Source organism: Protofrankia sp. CiP3 (genome assembly GCF_917627345.1).
Classification (GTDB): domain Bacteria; phylum Actinomycetota; class Actinomycetes; order Frankiales; family Frankiaceae; genus Protofrankia.
Window position 1 is genome coordinate 18,145 of sequence record NZ_CAKJTM010000048.1, and the last position, 19,840, is coordinate 37,984.

Here is a 19,840-nt window from a genome sequence, read left to right on the forward strand (position 1 = left end):
GAGGCGACCACCGCGCGACCGGAGGGTTTTGTTGTGCACACACCGGCCCGTCCCACTGTTCCGGACAGCCGTTTGCACGTTGTCGCCGAGCCGTCCCGTTTCGGCGGTAACCGGGGGTGGCCGCCCAAGACCGCGATCGTCACTGGCGCCAGCAGTGGTATCGGCAGGGAGGCGGCGCTGCTCCTCGCCGCGATGAACTGTCAGGTCCTGCTGGTTGGCCGTAACGGCGCGGCGCTTGACGAGGTCGCGGCATCAACGGAGGGGCATCGAATTGCCGTCGACCTGTCTGTTCTAGGGTCGGAGTCCATGGTAACGCGCCGTGCCGAGGATCTCCTCGGTGACCTGGACCTACTGGTCTGTGCGGCTGGCCTTGGCTCGGCGGGGCCCTACGACCAGCTTTCCCACGAGTCTCTCGTCGAGCTGGTGGCCATCAACCTGTTGTCGCCGATGGCGCTCGTCCGATCGGTGCTTCCCGCCATGCTGGAACGTGGGCACGGGCGCATCCTTCTGGTGGGCAGCATTGCCGGCGCTCTCGGCGTCCGTGGTGAGGTTGCCTACTCGGCGACCAAGGCGGCTCTGGTCGGGTTCGCGAACGCGCTACGTTCCGAGGTTTCTGGCCGGGGCGTTTCGGTTACTCTGTGCTTCCCCGGGGCGGTTGACACCTCTTTCTTCCACCGCCGTGGAGCGCCGTACGTCCGAAGGTGGCCACGTCCTCAACCAGCCCGTCTTGTCGCCGAGCGCATGCTGTTCGCGGCTGGACGGGGACAGGCCGAGGTGTGGGTGCCCCGCTGGCTGTCGCTTGCCGCCCGCGTAAACGGAGCCGCGCCGCCGCTCTACCGGCGGCTGGCGAGTGTCTTCGGGTAGGTGGGTCGCTACCGTAAGTTGTTTGGGTGTGGGTCGCCCATGGCACCTGGACGGGGCCCCGTCCACCGGTTGCGCGACCGGCGTGGGACCGCGGCTGGGCGGCTGCGCGGTGGTGACCAGCGAGCGCCGCGGGTGTGCGCCAGATGGCGTTCCCCCGCTGGTGGCCTTGATGGTTCCGCCGGCCGGCGGCGGCGCGACCGTCGCTGTTCCCGTACCGCCGGAGACCCGATGGATCTAGAAAGTTGACCTGTTCGAGCGCACCGTCGGGTTGCTCCGGCGGTTCGCGCCAGGCCCAACCGCTGACGAGGGGGAGGCGCATGACTGCTAGCGACGCAACGATCGGCCCAGCGCCAGGCGGGCCGACGGGAACATCCGGCGCGCCGCTGCCCGGCGGCGAGGCCCTCACGTCCTCGCCTCAGGATGTGCTGAGGGCGGCTTCCGCCGAGAACTTCACGGTGTCTCCGCTGATTCTCCCGGCCCGGCAGCGGCAGCACCTGTTTGCCATCTACGGATTCGCCCGGCTCGTCGACGACATCGGGGACGAGGCGAGCGGCGACCGGCTCGCCCTGCTCGATACACTAGAAGAAGATCTTGAACGGGTCTGGGCGGGAACGCCGACTCTCCCGGTCAACCGGGCGCTGGTGCCGACCGTCCGGGAGTGCGGTCTGGATCCCGAGCCGTTTCACCGGCTCGTCGCGGCCAACCGGCAGGACCAGCTTGTCACCCGTTATGACACCTTTGACGACCTGCTGCGTTATTGCACTCTGTCCGCGGATCCGGTCGGTCGCATGGTGCTGGGGATCTTCGGTGTCGACACGCCTGACCGGGTCGCCCTGTCGGACCGTGTCTGCACGGCGCTCCAGATCGTCGAGCACTGTCAGGACGTGGCCGAGGACTTCGCGGCTGGGCGGATCTACCTGCCCCGTGAGGATCTCGCCAGCTTCGGGGTCCGTGAACAGGATCTGGCCCGCCCCAGCGCGGGGCCCGCGTTCCAGGACCTGATGGCTTTTCAGGTCCGGCGCGCACGCCGCATCCTCGACGAAGGCACTCCACTGGTCGGGCTGGTGAACGGCCGGCTGCGGCTTGTTCTCGCGGGCTTCGTCGGCGGTGGCCGCGCCGCGCTGGACGCGATCGTGCGGGCCCGCTGGGACGTCCTGGGTGGTGCTCCCACCGCGCCGAAGGCGCGGATCGCGCGCTATGGCATGACCGTGGCCCTCGCCTCGGTGACACCGTCCGCCCGCCGGGCCGCTCGGGCGGCCCGACTCGGGCTCCCTCCGCTGGTGACCGGCGGAGGGACTATCGCGAAGCCCAGCGGGCACGGAGGTGGCGAATGACCGTCAACGGGCCCCTGCGGCCGCCTACAGTCGTTGAGGCGTACGCCGCTTGTGAAAGCCTCACCCGGGCGGCCGCACGTAACTTCTCCTACGGCATCCGGCTGCTCCCGGCGGAAAAACGGGCGGCTCTTTCCGCGGTCTACGCCTTCGCCCGCAGGCTCGACGACATCGGTGACGGTGATCTTCCCGTGGCTGAGAAAATCGTCCGCCTGGCAGCGGCCCGTGCTGACATCGCGGGTCTCGGCGCGTCCAGTTCGGATCCGGTCCTGGTGGCGCTCAGCGACGCCTGCCGGCGTTTCCCGATCCCGGTGGATGCCTTCCGCGAGCTGATCGACGGCGTTGAGATGGACCTGCAGGGGATTACGTACGAATCATTTGATGATCTTGTCGGATACTGCCGGCGGGTGGCCGGCACCATCGGGCGGCTGTCACTGGGAATCTTCGGCACTGAGGCGGCCCGGGCGAACTCCAATGCCGCCACGGTCGCCGACGAACTCGGGATAGCCCTGCAGCAGACCAACATTCTGCGAGATGTCCGGGAGGATCTGATTATCGGCCGGGTCTATCTGCCGCGGGCTGAGCTGGACAAGGCCGGCATCACCCTCGCAGTGGGCTCGAACGGCCAGCTCGGCGGTCCATCTGACGCGCTTGTCGAGTATCTGCGTACCTGCGCGCGCCGCGCCGACGACTGGTACGCGCGTGGCCTGAAACTCCTGGGCATGCTCGACCGTCGAAGCGCCGCATGCTGTGGGGCGATGGCCGGTATTTACCTGCGGCTCAACCGCCGGATCAGGACGGACCCGACGCCCGTCCTACAGGAGCGGCTGTCACTGCCCGGATGGGAGAAAGCCGTGGTCGCAGCCCGCAGCCTGGCCGGCCGTCCGGAGGTGTCGGTCGTATGAGCGTGTCCGTGACGCCCCAGCCGACGCCGGCTCCACCTGCTGCCGCCACGGCACCCGGTCGCGGGGGGCACCGGCTGGTCGTAGTCGGGGGCGGTCTGGCCGGCCTGTCGGCGGCGTTGGTTGCCGCCGACGCCGGGGCCGACGTGACCGTGCTGGAGGCACGGCCGCGCCTGGGCGGGGCGACCGCCTCGTTCGCCCGGGACGGTATGTGGGTCGACACCGGCCAGCACGTCTTCATGCGCTGCTGCACGGCCTACCGGGCGTTCCTGCGTCGCCTCGGGGTCGTGCACCTGACCACGTTGCAGGATCGGCTGGACGTCCCGGTGCTGCTCGCCGGGTCGGGCGCGCGGGCCCGGCTACGGCGCACCCGCATCCCGTGGCCGGCGCCGTTGCACCTGACCCCGGCCCTGCTGGGATACCGGGCGTTCCCGATCGGTCAACGGTTGCGTGCGGCCCTCGCGGCCCACCGGCTCGGCCGGCTCGACCCGAGCCGGCCCGAGGTCGACGGCACCTCGTTCGGTAGCTGGCTGGCCGGCCAGAAACAGTCACCGGCAACCATCGAGGCTTTGTGGGAGCTCCTGACCGTCGCCACCCTCAACGCCCCGGCGGATTCGGCATCACTGGGCCTGGCCGCCACCGTCGTGCGTACCGGTCTGCTTGAGCGGGCGGACGCCGGGGACATCGGCTGGGCCGACGTCCCCCTCCAGCGGCTGCACGGCGAGGCCGCCGCGGCGGAACTCGCTGATGTCGGGGCGGAGGTCCGGACCGGTGTGAAGGTCCGTGAGCTGACGAAAACAGCGTCCGGTTGGCGTGTGGTCACCGACAGCGGCCCGATCGATGCCGACTCGGTGATTCTTGCCGTGCCTCCACCGGCGGCCGCGGCCCTGCTGCCGGCGGGCGCGGTCGAGAACCAGGACCGTTTTGTCGATCTCGGCTCCGCGCCGATCGTCAACGTCCACATGATCTATGACCGCACAGTGCTGGAGTGCCCGTTTCTCGCGGTGGTCGGATCCCCGGTCCAGTGGGTCTTCGACCGCACCGCGTCGAGCGGGATCGCGGCCTCCCCGCCCGCCGCGGGGGCTGGAGCGGATCACCCGCCGCGTGCGGGCGCGCAGTATCTGGCGATCTCGCTGTCGGCCGCCGATGAGTGGATCGACCGGCCGGCCGCTGAGATCCGCGCCATCTTCGTCGAGGAGATGCGCCGGTTGCTGCCGGCCGCGCGAAACGCCGAGGCGATCGAGGTGTTCGTGACCCGCGAACGCACGGCAACGTTCCGCCAGGCGCCCGGCAGTTATGCGCTGCGCCCCGGTCCCGCCACGGCGCTGCCGGGACTCGCGCTCGCCGGTGCGTGGACCGACACGGGCTGGCCCGCGACTATGGAGGGCGCTGTCCGCAGCGGTCTCGCCGCCGCGAAGGTGGCGCTCGGCGGCTGGCGGCCCGGCCCGCCTTCGCCCGGTCCGACCCGCAGGTTGCTGCCTGTGGTCGAAACAGCTGGCGGTGCTTCAACGCGCATGGGCGGATGCGGGGCGTCAGCGGATGATCCGTGCAAAACGTCACAATCCTCCCGGATGCCTGAGGCCAACGTCCCGGGCGAGGGACCGTCGTCTTCTACCCCATCAGGATCATCGACCCCCGGAGTGACGGGCCGCCCGGGTGACCCACCCGGTGCTGACCGCCAGTCAGCACCGACCACGACATCGACATCGACCACGACCACGCCTTCGGCGGCGGCACCGACAGGGGGATTCCCGGCATGACCACTTTGGTTCCCGATGCGATCGAGCGGGGCCGGACCCTGACAGTGCCGGCGCTGCGCGCCGCTGTCGACCGGCTGCACCCTCGGCTGCGCCGTGTGGTTGCCTACCACCGCGGCTGGATCGACGCGGAAGGTAACCCGCTCGCGGGCAGCGGCGGCAAACTGGTGCGTCCGGCGCTGGCGTTGCTGTCGGCCGAGGCGGCTGGTGCCGCCGTCGAGGTCGGGCTTCCCGGCGCGGTCGCCGTCGAGCTCATCCATGACTTCTCACTGCTGCACGACGACCTCATGGACGGCGACACCGAGCGCCGGCACCGCCCCACAGCCTGGACGGTGTTCGGTGCCGACGGCGCCATCCTCGCTGGTGACGCCCTGCTGGGGCTGGCTACCCAGGTGCTGCTGGAGGTCGACGGGGAGGTCGGCCGCCGTGCCGCGGTGATGCTCGGGGCGGGCGTCCAGGACCTTGTCCGCGGCCAGGCCGAGGATCTGCATTTCGAAACCCGCAACGACATCACCGTCGCGGACACACTGACGATGGAGGATGGCAAGACCGGCGCGCTCCTGTCCTGTTCGACCGCGATCGGGGCGGTGCTCGCCGGCGCTCCCGCCCGCCTCGTCGATGGTCTCGCCGAGTTCGGATCGCGGCTGGGGACAGCCTTCCAGCTGGTGGACGATCTGCTCGGTATCTGGGGCGACCCGGCGGTGACCGGTAAGCCGGTCCTGTCGGATCTGCGCTCGCGCAAGAAGTCGGTCCCGGTCGTGGTGGCCCTGGAGGCGGGTGGCGCCGAAGCCGACGAACTGCGCGCTTTCCTCGCAGCCACCGGGGAGCCGGCCGAAAGTGACCTGCACCGTGCCGCCGAGCTGGTTCAACGCGCCGGTGGCCGCGACTGGACCACGGCTGAGGCTGATCGCCAGCTCGACGCGTGCGCCGAACTGCTGGCGTCGTTGGCCCTGCCGTCGCTCGTGGAAGCCGAACTGCTCGCCCTTGCCCGTTTTGTAACGGAACGGGATCGGTGATCTGGCTATGACACTGCTGTTCGTACTGGACCGGGAGTTCACACCACACCGGGACCGACATGTGGACGGGAGCCGCTGATGAGCTCGACCACCGACTACCGGGAATCCCAGGTCTTCTCCGACACGGTGACGGCAGCCGCCGTCCGGGCCCGAGATCACCTGCTGTCGTTGCAGTCCGACCAGGGCTGGTGGAAGGGTGAGCTCGAGACCAACATCACCATTGAGGTGGAGGACCTGCTATTCCGCGTGTTCCTCGACATCCTCACCCCTGATGTGCTTGAGCAGACCGCCCGCTGGATCCGTTCGCGCCAGACCGAGAACGGCACCTGGACGACCTACTATGGTGGCCCGCCGGACCTCAGCACGACCCTTGAGGGCTACATCGCGCTGCGGCTTGCCGGGGACAGCCCGGATGCCCCGCACATGCGGGCCGCCGCGGCCTACGTCCGGGAGAACGGCGGACCCGCCGCCACCCGGGTGTTCACCCGGATCTGGCTGGCGATGTTCGGCGAGTGGTCCTGGGACGACCTGCCGGTGATGCCGCCCGAGCTGGTGCTGCTGCCGTCGTGGTTCCCGCTCAACCTGTACGACTTCGGCTGCTGGGCCCGGCAGTCGATCGTGCCGCTGGCCATCGTCGGCACGTTCCGGCCCAGGCGCTCGCTCGGCTTCGGGATCGACGAGCTCAAGGTCGAGTTCCCGGCGCGGTCGCTGGCACCGCTGCGCTCCTGGACGGGCGCGTTCCAGCGCATGGACGCGTTGCTGCACCGGTACGAGCGCCGCCCGCTGAAGGTGCTCCGCCGGCACGCGATGCGCCGAGCCGCCGAATGGATCATCGCCCGGCAGGAGGCCGACGGCTGCTGGGGCGGCATCCAGCCGCCCTGGATTTATTCGATCATGGCGCTGACCCTGCTCGGCTACCCCATGAACCATCCGGTGATCGCGACCGGGCTGCGCGGCCTGGAGCGTTACACGATCCGGGAGCGGAGGCCGGAGGGGATGGTCCGCCGGCTGGAGTGCTGCCAGTCCCCGGTTTGGGACACCGCGCTCGCCGTCGTTGCTCTGCGTGATGCGGGTCTTGCCGCCGACCACCCGGCCATGGTGCGCGCGGCTCGGTGGCTCGCGGACGAGGAGGTCACCATTTCCGGCGACTGGGCTGTCAAGCGTCCAGCGTTGGCCCCCGGTGGCTGGGCGTTCGAGTTCGACAACGACGGGTACCCCGACGTCGACGACACCGCCGAGGTCGTACTGGCCATCCGCCGCTTGCTGCAGCCGTACAACGGTATCGGCGGCATCGGGACCGGCGGTATCGAGGCCGCTGGTATCGAGGCCGCTGGTATTGGGGCCGGTGGGATCGAAGCGGTGGATCCCACCCTCGCGGCCCGGCTGCGGGCAGCCGAACGCCGCGGTGTGGACTGGGCGATCGGGATGCGCTCTGCGGACGGCGCATGGGGGGCCTTCGACGCTGACAACACCCGGACGCTTCCCACGAAGCTGCCCTTCTGCGACTTCGGTGAGGTCATCGACCCGCCGTCCGCGGATGTGACCGCGCACATGGTGGAAATGCTCGTCGAGGTCGGCCAGGCCCGCAATCCCATCACCGAGCGGGCGGTGGGCTGGTTGCTGGCCAACCAGGAAGCGGGCGGTTCGTGGTTCGGTCGCTGGGGCGTCAACCATCTCTACGGCACCGGCGCGGTCGTGCCGGCCCTGATTGCCGCGGGGGTGTCCGCCGACCATCCGGCGATCACTCGGGCTGTCCGGTGGCTGATCGAGCATCAAAGACCTGACGGCGCCTGGGGTGAGGACCTACGCTCCTACACCGATGACGCCTGGATCGGCCGCGGTGAGCCAACCGCTTCGCAGACGGCGTGGGCGCTGCTCGCGCTGCTCGCCGCCGCCCCGGCCGCTCCCGCGGTCGAACGGGGAGTGCGTTGGCTGGTCGACACGCAGCGGCCGGACGGAACCTGGGACGAGCCGTACTACACGGGCACCGGGTTCCCTGGAGATTTTTCGATCAACTACCATCTGTATCGGCTGAGCTTCCCGCTGACCGCGCTCGGTCGATACCTGAGTGGCGGGTCCGCATCATGACTTTCTCGGCACCGGACACATCACGGACAGCGGGTCCCGCCGAAGCATCCAAGCCGTCGGCGCTCCCGGCATCCCGGACACCGCAGGCAGCGCCAGCACCGCAGGTATCACCAGCACCGCAGGCAGCACCGGCCGTCCACGCGGCGGACGCCGTGACGCCTGGCACGCCGGTCGTCGCCACGTCGACAATCACGGCCAGATCGTCGATAACCGAGTCCTCCTCGCCTGGGGCCGAGCTGGGCCGAGCTGGCGCACCGGCCCTGTCCGCGGCGGCCCGGCGCCGGCCGAGGCTGGTCGTGGCCGCGCCGTTGCGGCTGGAGGCCTGGGCCGCGGCCCGCTCCGGTCTGCCCGCGGGCACGATCCTCATCCGGACCGGCATGGGCCCCGCTCAGGCCAACCGGTCCATCCGGATCATCCGGGAGGCCCGGGCCGATGCGGTGGCCCTGGTCGGTCTTGGCGGTGGGCTCGCGTCGGGGGTGAAGCCGGGGGACGTCGTGGTGGCCGACGAGGTCCGCACCTCCGACGGTTCGGTGAGCGCGCGCTGCCCGTCTGCCCCCCTGTTGGCTGGTGAACTGCGCCGGGCAGGCCTGACCGTCCATGTCGGCCCGGTCGTGTCGGTGCCCCGGCTGGCGATCGGCACCGCGCGCGCGGAGCTGGCGGCGACCGGGGCGATCGCCGTGGACATGGAATCCGCGCAGATCGCGCCAGGGGCGAACGGGGTGCCGCTGGCGATCGTCCGCGTCATCGTCGACACCGACGAGCAGCCGTTGGGACGCTTTGACCTGGCCCGCCGGGGGATCGCCGGATTGCGGACGATGATGACTCTCGGACCGGTACTGGGGCGCTGGTCAGCGGCTATCGGATCACGTCAGGTGCTGCTTGCCGAGCCCCGGGCGTTCTGTGCCGGCGTCGAACGGGCGATCGAGGTGGTCGAGCGGGCACTGGAGATGCACGGGTCGCCGGTCTACGTGCGCAAGCAGATCGTCCACAACAGCCATGTGGTTGCTGATCTTGCTCGTCGTGGTGCCATCTTTGTCGAGGAACTCGACGAGGTTCCAGCCGGGGCGACTGTGGTCTTCTCCGCGCACGGAGTCGCCCCCGCCGTCTGGGAACAGGCCGACGATCGCAGCCTGTCAGTGATCGACGCCACCTGTCCGCTGGTCGAGAAGGTCCACGCGGAAGCTCGCAGGTTCACCGCGCGCGGGGACACCGTCCTGCTTATCGGGCATTCCGGGCATGAGGAGGTCGACGGCACACTCGGGGAGGCACCCGGGAAAATCAAACTGGTGGAGTCACCCGATGACGTCGCCAGGCTCGAGGTCGAGGACCCCGAACGGGTCACCTATCTCATGCAGACCACGCTCGCGGTGGATGAGGCTGAGGAAGTGGTCGACGCGTTGCGTGACCGCTTCCCGTCCGTGGTCGGGCCGGGATCGGCGGACATCTGCTACGCCACATCGAACCGACAGAACGCCATCCGGCGGGTTGCCATCGAGGCCGATCTGGTGCTGGTGGTCGGGTCGCAGAACAGCGCCAACTCACGCCGGCTGGTCGATGTCACCGAACGTGAAGGGGTGCCGGCCCACCTCGTCGGGGACGTCGGTGAGGTGGACATGCGCTGGCTGGTCGGTGCCGACACCATCGGTATCTCCGCGGGGGCGTCCGCGCCTCCCACTCTTGTGGACGAGCTGAGCAGGGCGCTGTCGGGTCTTGGGCCGACCACGGTCGCGGTCCGTTCGGTCGGTACCGAGACCATCTCGTTCCATCTGCCCAAGGAGCTGCGCCGCCAGCCCAAGTAGCACTCGGCGGTGCGCTCCACGCCGCCGGCACGGGCGTTGGGTAGTCCATGGATGTCATTGACTACACAGCGCCCGTTTCTAGTTGCTATTGGTAGCATGAGTATGTGCTGAAAAGCATGCGGTGTGAGTCCTGCTACGGTCCACCCGATGCGCCAGGTGTCGACCGATCCGGTCCCCATAGCCCAGTTGCCGCTGGTTCACGGCATCGGTGTGCTGGCCGATCAGGCCGGCCGGGAGCGGCTTGATCAGCAGGGCTCTCCCGGCGCGCCCCTCGGGCCGGCCGTGCCGTCGCCGCAGGGCTGGGCGCAACGGCTGCCGGTGTTCGGGTCCAGGTCGGGCTTGGCGCTGTTTGTCCTTGGCGCGTTTTCGTTCACGGTGAGCCTGCTGCTACAGGCGACGCTTTTCCGTCACGGCTCGGGTGACGCGGACGAGGCCGCCTACGTGCTCCAGGCCCGGATGCTGCTGCACGGGCGGCTGACGCTCGACCAGAACCTGGTGGACCCGTTCTTCCGCCCATGGCTGACCGGCGTCCACAACGGGCGGGTCTTCACCAAGTACCTGCCCGGTTGGCCCGCGATGCTCGCCGTGTCCCAGCTGCTGTTCGGGACGATGGCTGTCGCTCCCGCGCTGGCGGCCACGGCCTGGGTGGTCGCCACCTACCGGCTGGCCCGCGAACTGTTCGACGACGTGGCGACCGCGCTCACCGCCGCGCTCTTCCTCGCGTTGTCGCCGTTGACCCTGTTACACACGGCGCTGCCGATGGCGTATGCGTTCACATCCGCCGTTCTGACGGGCGCGATGGCCGCGCTGTTGCGCGGCACCCGCACCGGAGCCCGCTCATCGCTGGTGGCCGCGGGCGTGGCACTCGGTCTCGCCGCCACGGCCCGCCCGTTCGACGCCGCGCTGGTGGCCACGCTCTGCTTCCCGTTCCTCCTGGCCCGCGGGCCACGTTCGCCCCTGCTCCTGCTGCGCCACGCGGCATGGGTCTCGATCGGAGCGGCACCGTTCATCGTTACGATCATGGTTTTCTGCCGATACGTCACCGGATCGGTGCGGATATTGCCGCTTGCCGCCTCCGACCCGTTGGACCGCTTCGGTTTCGGTGCGCGGCGGATCCTGCCGTCCGAACCAACGTTTGCCTTCACCAGACGTCTTGCCGGGGAAGCTTTCCGCGCGACGTTGGACGCGGCGCCCGGCTGGTTGTTCGGTGGTACCGCGCTCGTCGTCCTTGCCGGGTTCGGCCTCCTCACGGGCCTCGCGCTGGGGGGGCGGCGTGCCGGGCACCTGCTGCTCGCCGTCACCGTGCTGGGAGTCTTCGCCGCCTACTTCTTCTGGTGGGGCAGCGCCATGGCACTGCCCGGCCTTGTCGCCGGCCTTGGCCCTCATTACCACATGACCGCTCTGTCGCCAGCGGTCATTCTGGCCGCGAGCGGGGCGTGCCGACTGTGGCGGGCCGTCCCCGGACGATTCCCGCGGGCCGCGCGGACCGCGGTGGCGGCTGGCTGCGGGCTGGCGCTGGCGGCCGTGACCGCGGCCGGGCTACCCGCCAAGGTCAACGTGCAGCGTTATGTCAACGCGGTCGACGGGCAGGTGCTCGGTCTCATCCCGAAAAATCTTGCTGGGCCGGCGGTCGTCATCGTGGCCCCGCCCACCCCTAGTCGCTACACACAGGTTCCCTACCATTTCTTACGCAACGATCCGGAACTGTCGGATGGCGTACTGTATGCGGCTGATCTCGGTGCGGCTGACGTGCGGCTCGCTGAGACGATGCCGGGCCGGCGGCTGTACCAGCTGCGTCCCGACGAGATGATCGAGGCGGAGAACCCGTGGAGCACGCGGGGCTCGTTCACTGAGCTCCATCTCGTTGACGGGAGTAAGATCAAATTCCGGGTGTCGGCGGTACTCCCTGAGAAGGTGCCCTATGCCTCGGTCTATCTGCGCGTCGGAGACCGGACAGTGACCCGCCCGCTGCCCGCCACGCCCGCTACCGGCAGCGCTGCCTCGTCTCAGGCGGTGACCTGGACGCTCACCGGCGCGGCTACCGCGGGCGCGGCCGGCACTGCCGGGGTCGATGTCAGTCTGGCCGCGGCGGACCTGGCGGACGAGCTGGTCGTGGGGCTGGTGGCGAGCGACCGTCCGGATATGGCCCGCGCGTGGCGCTGGGAGGACCGCATCCCCGTAGCACGGCATCCGGACGGCCGACTGGTCGCCTTGACACCGGGCCAGGGCTGGCGGCAGGTTCCGGGGCAGTACGGCGAAGGCTGGGTACAGGCCGCGATCACGGCCGCCCTGAGCATTGCCGTCGAGCCGGGCGACCGGGTGCCATCGGATGGATTGGGGTAGCCAGCCAGAACAGCCTGATCAGATCAGATCAGGCTGTTCGGTGTACAGCTCACGGATGATCGACAGATCGAACATCCGCCTGGCGACAGGGGCGGCCGCGCTGTCTGACAGCACGCGGACATTGGCCGCGACCAGGGCATCAGTCATCGTGAACAGGCCGTTGCGACGGGTGTCCGCGGTTTCGACGAGGGCGCCCAGTTTTTTGTTCTTCTCCAGTTGCTCACCGACGTCGAACCCGGCCGACCGGGCGTAGACATCGGTGACGAGCCGGGTGCCGGCCATCGGGTCGGTCAGGTCGTCCTTCCAGCCCCGGACTTCGGCGGCCAGGAACGCTTTGATCTTCTTTCTCGCCGTGGTGACCGCGTCCGCACTCACCACGTACACGTTGGAAACCAGCGGGTAGCCGTGGTCGGCGAGCAGAAACGTCACGGTTTCGACGCCCTGGCGGGCGAGGACCGCCGGGGCGTCGGTCACGACGGACAGGACGCCGTCGACCTGGCGGTCCGCGACCGCCCGCACGTAGTCGGGCAGGACGACCTGGGTGACGGCCGTCCCCGCGATTCCCGCGGTGGCCAGAAAGGACGTCCAGACGGCTGCGCTGCCCGCCGCCATGCCGATGCGCATCCCGACCATATCCTGTGGCGTCCTGATCGGTCTGTCCGTCGGCGACACGATGGCCCAGGGGGACTTCTGATGCTGCGCGCCGATCACCCGTAGCCGTGCGCCGTTGGAGATCTCCTTCACCAGGGCGTCCGGTGTGGTCACACCGACGAGTGCCGAGCCCGAGGCCAGTGACGCCGCCATCGCTCGAGCCCGCGGGCCACCCTCATGGAACTCCGCGCGGGTGAACCCAGCCTGGCGGTAATAACCGCGATGGTCGGCGATATAGGAGCCGGCGAACTCGACATCGGGCTTTCCCGGGAGCCACAACGCCAGCGGACCGAGGTCCAGCGTTCCTGTTCCGGGGCTGGCCGGTCTGCCGATCCGCCGGACGGCCCAGGCCGCCGATCCGGCGCCGGTGCCGAGCCCGGCGGCGGCAACGGCGGCGAGCAGCAGCCCCCGCCGGGACAACCGGGCGCCGGCTGAGCGCTTGGTCTTCCCCGCATCGTTCACGGCCCGCCTCGCGTCCGGCCCGACCCACACCGGCTGTTCGATCGTGGCCGGGTCGACATCGAGCGGCGGCCGCGGCCGGCGCGGTTGCGGCGTATCGGGAGCCAGCACCGCCAGGCCGACAGTGTCGAGATCATCGACATCCCGTCCGCTGGCGTCGGCCCTGGCGGCTGTGATCCCGGCGGTCGCGGTGACGCTGCCTGCGGTCGTATCGACGGGAGGCAGCTGTCCAGCGACCGGCGCGATCTCCTCGAAGCCACTCCAGCCGTCCGTACCGTCCGGGCGTAGTCCATCGATAACACCAGCGACCATGGTCGGTGCTTCGTAGAAGGCGCTTGCGGTCGGCCAGGCGTCGGGGCTCGGTGCTGTCGCTGTCGCCGTGGGTGCTGTCGCTGCCGGTTTTGCGGCCGGTGCTGACAGAAGTGCCTGCAGCTGGCGGCGAATCCGCTCCGTCGTGGGCCGGGCGGCGGGCTCTTTGGCCAGAATCGGCTGGAGTATCAGAAAGGTCCGAGCCGCGTGCACCGGTGCGCTCGGCCCTTCGTAGACGACCGCGTGCATGGTCGCGAAGGTGGTGTCCCGGCCGAACGGGGAGACGCCTTCCGCCGCGTGCAGCAGGGTGGTCGCGAGTGAGAAAAGATCGCTCGCGGGACCGGCCGTATCTCCCCGGATGCGTTCTGGGGCCATATAGGCGGGAGTGCCAACCACACCGCCCGCGGCCGTGATCCGATGATCCGTTTCGTAGGCCGCGACGCCGAAGTCCGCGAGTTTGACGGTACCGTCAGCTGTGATCAACACATTTGAGGGTTTGACGTCGCGGTGCAGAACTCCTTTGCGATGCCCGTGTACAAGCGCGTCCAACAGGGCGATCCCGATCCGGGCGACCTCCCGTTCAGGCAGCGCGCCGTCTTGTGCGATCACTGCCGCCAGTGAGCGTCCCGGGACCAAGTCCATCACGATCCACTGCGCACCGTGGTCCTCGACCAGGTCGTACACGGTGACCACATGGGGATGAGCGCCGAGCCGCGCGGCGTTACGCGCTTCGCGGCGGGCACGTTCGATCAGCAGTTCGCGATCGTGGGTCGAGAGGTTGTCAGGAATACGGATCTCTTTGAGGGCACGCTCGACACCGGCGTCGGTGTCGACGGCCCGCCAGACCGTCCCCATCCCGCCTGAGCCGAGCTGTTCGACCAGCCGGAACCGCCCACCGATCAGGTGCGTGACCGTGTGCCCGCCTCGCGTCATACGTCCGCCTTCACCCTGCAACGCGTGCCCAGCCCCAGGTGGCCCCCGCGCTGTTGCCCACTGTCTTTTTCGCCGATGTTAGGCGCCGCCGGGGACAGCCATTGGTTGGCTGGTTCGGGACTCACCGGTCAGGTCTACACACAATCACCGCTTGGATTGCGGCCGGGTCGGTCATCCGGGCTCGATGTCACGGATTTGGCGAACCTGGGCCTCCCGGGAATGGTGTGCGTCACGCCCGGATCGCTTTTGAAGTCCGAACAGCCGGTGCCGGGATGGGTGCCGGGGGCCGATGTCCAGTTTATCGGGGTCGGTGTGATGTTCGTCCAACACCGGCCGCGCAGCGGACGCACGGCACCGACCGGCCACCGGACCACGGCCCAGGCGCCTGCCGTGCGGCGGCCGCCCGGTCCGCGGGCCGTCCGCCGTGGACCGGTTCTGGCCGGGCCGCTGGACCTGCCGCCCGTCGTCGATATCCACTGCCGATCATGATTCGGCCGCTGTCGGGTTTCCGACACACGTTCGTCCGAATTTCTGGTCAAAAACCCTGACTATGCGGTTGACCTGCGGTGACGGATGCCAGATGTAGCCCGGGGCCGGTGGAGCGGCCCGGGAGGAGTGGCCGATTCAACGTTCTCGATGAACATACAAGCTGTACGTACACCCTGTATGTTCTCGAGGTGGAGCGGTCGTCCGGCCGCACGATGTCGACGCCGAAGGGCGGTATTGCCATGGCGGTGGAGTGGCGGTACTCGTTGCGGATCGGGATGTACCTGGCCAAGCAGAAAGTGCTGCGTCGTAAGCACTTTCCGCTTGTTCTCGAACTCGAGCCGTTGTTTGCCTGCAATCTGTCATGCACGGGATGCGGCAAGATTCAGCACCCGGCGTCCGTGCTCAAGCAGCGGATGAGCGTCGAGGACGCCATGGCCGCGGTGGAGGAGTGCGGCGCGCCGGTGGTCGCGATCGCCGGTGGTGAGCCGCTGATGCACCCGCAACTCGACGAGATCGTCCGCCGGCTCATCGCTCGCAAGAAGTTTGTCCTGCTGTGCACCAACGGGCTGTTGCTCCGCAAGAAGATGGCGAAATTCACACCGTCGCCCTACTTCACCTTCATCGTCCACATCGACGGGCTGCGGGAGCGGCACGACGCGGTCGTGGAGAAGGCGGGCACCTTCGACGAGGCGATCGAGGCGATCGCCGCGGCCAAGGCCGCGGGCTTCCGGGTGGGCACCAACTCCACCTTCTTCAACAACGACAGCCCACAGGACGTGATCGACGTTCTGTCCTACCTCAATGACGAGGTCAAGGTCGACCAGATCCAGCTCTCGCCCGCCTACGCCTACGAGAAGGCGCCCGACCAGGAGCACTTCCTTGGCGTCTCGCAGACCCGCGAGCTGTTCTCCAAGGTCTTCGGCGACGGTCGGCGCGAGAAGTGGCGGCTGAACCACTCGCCGGTCTTCCTGGACTTCCTGGAGGGCAAACGCGATCTTTCCTGCACGGCCTGGGGCATCCCGAGCTACTCGCTGTTCGGTTGGCAGAAGCCCTGCTATCTGATGAGCGACGGTTATGTGTCGTCCTACAAGGAGCTGGTCGAGACCACCGACTGGGACGCCTATGGCCGGGGTAAGGACCCCCGCTGTGCGAACTGCATGGCGCACTGTGGTTATGAGACTTCCGCGGTCCTCGCCACCACGTCGTCGCTGAAGGAGTCCCTGCGCGCCATGCGCAGTGTCTGAGGTGCCATGCGCCCATCTCGTTACCATCTGTTAGCATAGAAGAGCCGGTCACCATTGGTGACCGGCTCTTTACTTTTTCGTTTCCAAGCCGACCAGCAGCCGATCGAGAACCTCGCCCGCCTCACGCCGGGCTGTCGCGGGTTCGGAGGCTCGGCCGATCAACAGGCTCGCTTCGGACAGCACGGCCGCGAGCACTCGGGTGAGCGGCGCGATCGGCAGCGGGTCGATGCGTCCTTCGTCGATGGCCTTGTTCAGCCATTCGGCGAGCAGGCGGTAACCGTAGCGCTCGACCAGGACGTCCCATGCGTCGTGGCCGAGCACCGCCGGGCCGTCGACCAGCACGATGCGTTGAAAATCGCTGTCGGTGCAGATGTCGAGAAACGACTGGAAGCCGGTTCGCAGCTGTTCCCAGGCATCCGTGGCCGGTTCGTCCGTAGCGCGCTTGAGCTCGGTGGTGACGAGCTGCTCGGCGACCTCAAGGGCGACCTGTTCCATCACCGCACTGAAGAGATCAGCTTTGTCTCGGAAGTGATGGTAAAGCGCTCCGCGCGTCACCCGCGCGTCGGCCACGATCTCTTCGGTGCCTGTTGCCGCGTACCCCTGGGTCCCGAATCGGTGTCTCGCGGCGGCCAGGAGAACCTCTCGGGTGGCGGCCGGATGCTCGCTCCCGCGGATCCTGCTCATTCGCTGATTATGTTGCACTCAGTCTTCTGGTGGGCTTGTTTGGGGGTGGAAATGTCCATCACTGTACCTGGTTGAGCTGGCTGAGATATTTAGCGTGCCCGGCAATAGGGGAGGCGGCGTCGCCGGGCTGAGGCACGCGCCTCGCTTCGTTGTCGTCGGCCGCCGCCCCACACCTGCGCTGGCTCCCTCCGCCGCCTCGCGACGCACGCACCCCATCCCGTTTCTTGATCTACTTCCCTGTTGCCGGGCGCTCTTGACGATCAGATGAGGGTAACGGTACCGGGTACCGCGACGGCGCCGGTGGCCGCTCGGAGGCGCCTATGCTAGCAGGACAATCTGGAGCTTCCGGTCGTCCGGAGCGCGACGATCCTCATAGTCTTATGGCTATGACCACGATCGAGCCACGCCCACCGGCTGTCGAGTGGGGCGAGCCGCGCAGCAGGACAATCACCTGGCATGATCCGATGATCGTTGCCGCGATGGCGCGGACCATGAGTGGTGTCGACTTTTTCCTGGCGATGCGTGACGGCACGGTACCGCCCCCGCCGATCGCCATGCATTTCGACTTCGAGATCGATACCGTCACCGCGGGAGACGTGCTTTTCCACTGCACCCCGGACGAATCCGCATACAACCCGATCGGTATGGTGCACGGCGGTCTTGTCTGCACCCTGCTGGACACGGTGACTGGTTGTTCCGTGCATACATCGTTGCCGGCCGGTCTTGGCTATACGTCCATCGAGATCAAGGTCAACTATCTGCGGCCGATCCACGTGGTCGACGGCCGCCCGAGCCGACTGACCGCGCACGGCTGGGTGGTGCGGCCCGGCCGCCGTGTCGTCTTCGCCGAAGGGGACGTCCGCGGTGCTGACGGCAGGATAGTCGCCACCGCGAGCAGCAGCTGTCTGGTGTTCCCGCTGGAGAACATACCCCCGTCGGCCTGATGATCGCGAATGCCGGGCGGTTGTTCACCAGCGGGCGACCATGGCCCGGCCTGCCTCCAGCGCCTGGCGCAGCGTGACCGCGTCCGATGCCAGTGCGCTGATCAGGACTCCCGGCCCGGCCAGCGGGAGCAGAGCGAAGGTGTCGGTGACGGCCGGGCCGGTCACGAGGCCGGCTGGTCCGGGTCCGGCGATCAGCAGTGAACCGGCCACGCGAGCGGTACCGAGAACAGCCGGTCCGTCGAGGCCAGGCATGGCCGGGTCGAGAGTGAGTTCCTGGCGCAGGAGCGGCCGCCACGTCCGGTCGTCTCCCTGGTCCCGGTCTTGCTTCTGGTTGTGTTCCTGGTCGCTGACGTCGACGCGCAGCGCGGTGGAGATCGAGCCGGCCGGTTCGCCGAAGCGCCCGAGGACGATCTCCTCCCGCCACAGCAGGCAGGCGGTCGATGCCAGCCGGATGCTCGCCCGCATGCGGTGCCGGCAGCCGCGGGCGGCCACCGTCGGCTCGGGCAGATACACGAGCGTCGCACCGGGCCCGACATCGGCATGGACGTCGAACAGGGAGGACCGGTCCGTGTCGTCCCAATGGTCGTCGCCGTGGTTGTCACCGCGGCAGTTCCCATCCCCGTGGTCGCCGCGCCCGCCGAACCCGGGCAGGGCGACGGTTGCCGCGACCGTGCGAAGCCGCAGGCACACTCCGGTCCCGACAGCGATGTCGAGCCGCAGCCGGTCACCGGCCAACGGGCCGGCCGCGGCATTCACCAGATGGATGGTCACGGTCGGCAGACGCATGTGCTGTGGATCATTATGGCTGCCGTGCCTGTCAGTCGTGCCGGTGCGGCGCAGCACCAGCGGTACCTGCGACCGAAGTTCGCTCACCCGGATCCCGCCGTCATCCGTCGGATCGACCCGTACGGCAGCGTGCGCGCTGATCGATGCCCGGCCCCGACCGCCGTGGTCGATGCTGGCTGTCGACCGCGGCATGTTCAGGCCATGCTCCCGGGCCGGGGAGCCCGCGCCGGCTGGGTACCCGGCAGCGGACGTTGTGACAGCACCCATTGGGTCACTGGTGCCGCTCCCGGTTCGACGGTAAGCGAGGTGAACAGCACCGGACGTCCGTGCCGGATCCGTTCGGCATCCCGGGCCATGACGCCGAGGTCCGCGCCCACCAGCGGGGCGAGGTCGGTCTTGTTGACGACGAGCAGATCACTGTTGGTCACCCCAGGTCCTCCCTTGCGGGGCACCTTGTCGCCGCCGGCCACGTCGATGACGAAGATCTGCCGGTCGATCAGGCCGTAGCTGAAGGTTGCCGTCAGGTTGTCCCCACCGCTTTCAACAAGGATCATATCGAGTGGGCCGCAGTTCGACTCCAGGTCCTCGACGGCGTCGAGGTTCGCGGTGATGTCGTCCCGGATGGCGGTGTGCGGGCAGCAGCCGGTCTCGACCGCGCGGATGCGCGCCGGGTCGAGTACACCGGCCGCGCGCAGGAAGTCGGCGTCCTCTGTGGTGTAGATGTCGTTGGTCACGACGGCGAGCCGCAGCGTGCCGGCGAGGCTCCGGCACAAGGCCGCGACCAGCGCGGTCTTGCCGCTGCCGACCGGCCCGCCGATACCGATGCGGACCGCCCGGTCGGCCGGGAGCACGCCCGGCGGCATGCGCGGTGTCGCCGCGTGGGTTGTCGCCTGGGCTGCGGCGCCGCCCCCAGCGGGGAACGTCTGAAGGTCATGCTCGCGGTGCATCGCTACACCTTCCCGAACTTCCGCCCGGCCCGCACCCCAGCAGCCACCCGTGACTGCCACTGGTCCCACCAGGCCCAGGAGTGCTTGACGGCTGTGATCGGCGTGCCTATGCTGAGATCGCACTCGTCGAACCGGGTGTCATAAACTGTGCCGGACGTAGGGGCCGGTCGGGGCTCTTGATTGTTTTTCAGTGAGAAAAGGCGGTCCTTCGGGATCGCCTTTTCCATGTTGGCGGCGTGGGCGTGGAGAGCCGAAGGACGGCTTGGGAACACCGTTCAGAACGGCAGCGCGGAG

The 19,840-nt window shown here is 68.7% G+C and carries 14 protein-coding genes; 10 read left to right on the top strand and 4 right to left on the bottom strand.

The window, feature by feature from the left end; genetic code table 11:
- Positions 1-33 precede the first annotated feature (33 nt).
- From MJ797_RS16345 to MJ797_RS16380, 8 genes are all read left to right on the top strand, one after another.
- A complete protein-coding gene (locus MJ797_RS16345; RefSeq protein WP_374582382.1) occupies positions 34-864 on the top strand; it encodes an SDR family NAD(P)-dependent oxidoreductase in 831 nt (276 codons plus the stop codon).
- A gap of 317 nt (positions 865-1,181) precedes the next feature.
- Positions 1,182-2,198, top strand: coding sequence for a squalene synthase HpnC (gene hpnC, locus MJ797_RS16350; RefSeq protein ID WP_239335747.1), 1,017 nt, complete (start codon positions 1,182-1,184; stop codon positions 2,196-2,198).
- A complete protein-coding gene (gene hpnD / locus MJ797_RS16355; RefSeq protein WP_239308538.1) occupies positions 2,195-3,100 on the top strand; it encodes a presqualene diphosphate synthase HpnD in 906 nt (301 codons plus the stop codon). The genes hpnC and hpnD overlap by 4 nt, the downstream gene beginning before the upstream one ends.
- Positions 3,097-4,857 (top strand): hydroxysqualene dehydroxylase HpnE, encoded by a 1,761-nt coding sequence (gene hpnE, locus MJ797_RS16360; protein WP_305039727.1) that lies wholly within the window; start codon positions 3,097-3,099, stop codon positions 4,855-4,857. Before hpnD ends, hpnE begins: the two co-directional genes overlap by 4 nt.
- A complete protein-coding gene (locus tag MJ797_RS16365; protein ID WP_239335749.1) occupies positions 4,854-5,870 on the top strand; it encodes a polyprenyl synthetase family protein in 1,017 nt (338 codons plus the stop codon). The genes hpnE and MJ797_RS16365 overlap by 4 nt, the downstream gene beginning before the upstream one ends.
- A 78-nt stretch (positions 5,871-5,948) precedes the next feature.
- Positions 5,949-7,958, top strand: coding sequence for a terpene cyclase/mutase family protein (locus tag MJ797_RS16370; RefSeq protein ID WP_239335751.1), 2,010 nt, complete (start codon positions 5,949-5,951; stop codon positions 7,956-7,958).
- Positions 7,955-9,757 (top strand): 4-hydroxy-3-methylbut-2-enyl diphosphate reductase, encoded by a 1,803-nt coding sequence (ispH, locus tag MJ797_RS16375; protein ID WP_239335753.1) that lies wholly within the window; start codon positions 7,955-7,957, stop codon positions 9,755-9,757. Before MJ797_RS16370 ends, ispH begins: the two co-directional genes overlap by 4 nt.
- Before the next feature lie 123 nt (positions 9,758-9,880).
- Positions 9,881-12,100, top strand: a complete 2,220-nt coding sequence (locus MJ797_RS16380; RefSeq protein ID WP_239335756.1) for a glycosyltransferase family 39 protein — start codon at positions 9,881-9,883, stop codon at positions 12,098-12,100.
- A gap of 18 nt (positions 12,101-12,118) precedes the next feature.
- Here MJ797_RS16380 and MJ797_RS16385 read toward each other — a convergent pair whose 3' ends face one another.
- Positions 12,119-14,452: an ABC transporter substrate-binding protein gene (locus tag MJ797_RS16385; protein ID WP_239335758.1), complete on the bottom strand. Its 2,334-nt coding sequence runs from the start codon at positions 14,450-14,452 to the stop codon at positions 12,119-12,121.
- 728 nt (positions 14,453-15,180) lie between these two features.
- Here MJ797_RS16385 and hpnH point away from each other — a divergent pair.
- A complete protein-coding gene (hpnH, locus tag MJ797_RS16390; protein ID WP_239308567.1) occupies positions 15,181-16,185 on the top strand; it encodes an adenosyl-hopene transferase HpnH in 1,005 nt (334 codons plus the stop codon).
- Positions 16,186-16,254: 69 nt separating this feature from the next.
- On the opposite strand, the gene MJ797_RS16395 is transcribed toward hpnH, so the two are convergent.
- Complete coding sequence (locus MJ797_RS16395) at positions 16,255-16,869, bottom strand: TetR/AcrR family transcriptional regulator (RefSeq protein WP_239308544.1); 615 nt, start codon at positions 16,867-16,869, stop codon at positions 16,255-16,257.
- Between the two features lie 386 nt (positions 16,870-17,255).
- Between MJ797_RS16395 and MJ797_RS16400 the strand changes: the two genes are divergently transcribed.
- Positions 17,256-17,813 (top strand): PaaI family thioesterase, encoded by a 558-nt coding sequence (locus MJ797_RS16400; RefSeq protein ID WP_239335762.1) that lies wholly within the window; start codon positions 17,256-17,258, stop codon positions 17,811-17,813.
- Between the two features lie 24 nt (positions 17,814-17,837).
- On the opposite strand, the gene MJ797_RS16405 is transcribed toward MJ797_RS16400, so the two are convergent.
- Together MJ797_RS16405 and ureG are read right to left on the bottom strand one after the other, a co-directional pair.
- Positions 17,838-18,791, bottom strand: a complete 954-nt coding sequence (locus tag MJ797_RS16405) for an urease accessory protein UreD (protein ID WP_239335764.1) — start codon at positions 18,789-18,791, stop codon at positions 17,838-17,840.
- A 2-nt stretch (positions 18,792-18,793) separates the two neighbouring features.
- The gene (gene ureG, locus MJ797_RS16410) at positions 18,794-19,546 is read right to left on the bottom strand and encodes an urease accessory protein UreG (RefSeq protein WP_374582387.1); all 753 of its coding nucleotides are present in this window, start codon (positions 19,544-19,546) and stop codon (positions 18,794-18,796) included.
- Between the last annotated feature and the right edge of the window lie 294 nt (positions 19,547-19,840).